Source organism: Kitasatospora sp. NPDC085895, assembly GCF_040702125.1.
Classification (GTDB): Bacteria; Actinomycetota; Actinomycetes; order Streptomycetales; family Streptomycetaceae; genus Kitasatospora; species Kitasatospora arboriphila.
Genome location: NZ_JBFBJY010000222.1, coordinates 1 through 1645, shown reverse-complemented (window position 1 = coordinate 1645; position 1645 = coordinate 1). Strand labels below are relative to the sequence as shown.

2 protein-coding genes and 1 pseudogene are annotated in these 1645 nt (G+C 71.1%); 1 reads left to right on the top strand and 2 read right to left on the bottom strand.

What is annotated here, in order from left to right; translation table 11 throughout:
- Nucleotides 1-710 (bottom strand): annotated as a pseudogene (locus tag AB0442_RS42380) (hypothetical protein); the annotation flags it as partial.
- Between the two features lie 268 nt (nt 711-978).
- Between AB0442_RS42380 and AB0442_RS42375 the strand changes: the two are divergent.
- Nucleotides 979-1203, top strand: a complete 225-nt coding sequence (locus tag AB0442_RS42375) for a hypothetical protein (protein ID WP_366168834.1) — start codon at nt 979-981, stop codon at nt 1201-1203.
- A 24-nt stretch (nt 1204-1227) separates the two neighbouring features.
- Here the strand turns inward: AB0442_RS42375 and AB0442_RS42370 are convergent.
- On the bottom strand, nt 1228-1645 hold a 418-nt coding region (locus AB0442_RS42370; protein WP_366168833.1), incomplete at its 5' end, for a hypothetical protein.

Sequence of the window (1645 nt, the reverse complement as noted above, 5' to 3'; positions counted from 1 at the left end):
ACCCGGGTCTCCACGTAGTCGCCGGTCCGCACCTGGAAGCCCTGGGTCGAGCCCTCGGTGGTGAGCAGACCGGTGTCCCAGGCCTGCTTGCCGTTCTCCAGGACGTGCGCGGACGGCTTGGCCGTGAACGTGGCGACACCGCCCGAGACGCCGACCGCGCCGGTGGTCAGCCAGTCGAGCTTGTTGTCGTCCGGGTTGTGGTCGCCGTAGCGGTACGCGCTGGTCTTGTCGCCGACCCAGGTGGAGCCCCAGGCGATCGGCGCGTTGAACTCGTCGGACCAGGTGAGGCTCTTCCCGGGGACGGGGCCCGGGGCGGCGGAGACGGTCAGCGTGCGGGACGGCAGGTTGTGCCACACGTTGGCGGAGTCCTGCCAGAAGCCGAACTCGGTGTACGACCCGGCGGGGAGGGTCCTGCTCTGGCTGGTGAAGGTCACCCCGGAGGGGCAGATCCGGACGTTGGAGGCGTTCCCCGGGAAGTCCAGGTTCTGCCCGGCCGCGTCGCGGACGCCGACCCCCAGGGTCTTGGCGGTGAAGCAGGACGAGGAGTGCACGGTCAGCGTGGCCTTGGCCGGGACCCCGGCCGTCATCGTCGTGGGGGCGAGGCTGTCCTGGGTGACGGTCACGGCGGCCAGGGCTGGGCCGGCCAGCGGCAGGCCGATCAGCGTGGCGGCGGCGACCGCGATGACGCGGGCAAGCGGGAGTTGGCGCATGGGAAGTACCTCGATGGCACCTGCGGGGGACCCGCCGGATCCACTCCGGGGCGGCCGTCGGGCCGGGGGCACGACTGCGCCCCGGGCCGTTGCCGTCACGACCGGTCACGCCGGCCTCGGGAGCCGCGGTGACCGGTCCGGCGTCCCCGCTCCTGTCCGGTGCCGTGCTCGGCGAACCGCCGGCGAGCGGACAGGACGAGGCGTCCCGTCGGCGGCGTCCACGCGAAGCAGACATCACGACCAGTCTAGGACGCGGCAGCTGTAGATCGTGATCTGGGTGGTATTGGTGCTGTTCAGGGTGCAGGCCGCTGTCGCGGGGGATGGCACGCGTGCCGTCGAGTGGGGCCCGCGCAGCCAGTGGCGCGAGGCCGAGGATGTGCACGTGCGGTGGGGTGCGGCGGGCCGGCCCAATAGGTACCACCTCGACTTCGCCGGCCAGCACGTGCGGGTGGTCGGCGGCCAGTACTTGTCGTGGGAGCTGCCAATGGCCTGAGCCGCCGTTCCGTCTGAGAGGACGTTAAGTCCGTTTCTGGTAGCGGCCGCGTTCGGGTTGCTCGAGGACTCCCTGGCGGACGAGTCGTCCCAGGCGGGAGCGGGTGACGTTGATCGAGGGTTCGTCGGTGGGCAGCCCGAGGAGTTCGTGTAGCTCGCGAACCCGGAAGACCCGCTCGGGATGCCCGTTGAAGGCGGTCACGATGCGCTGGTAGACGGTGTCCGTGTCCGAGGGAGCCGGCTCGTGGTCGGGCAGCGTGAGGCCGTCGATGACCTTGCGGGTCGCAGTGAGCTCGGCCAGGCGGGCTTCGGTGTCTGCGAGCTCGGCGGTCAGGCGCTCGATCTGTTCGCGCAGGCTGTGGGCTCGTGCGGCGGTCTCGTCGTGTTCGGCCTGCAACAGCTGCAGGAGTTCGGTGACGTTCACGCGGCCAGCTCGACGTCGT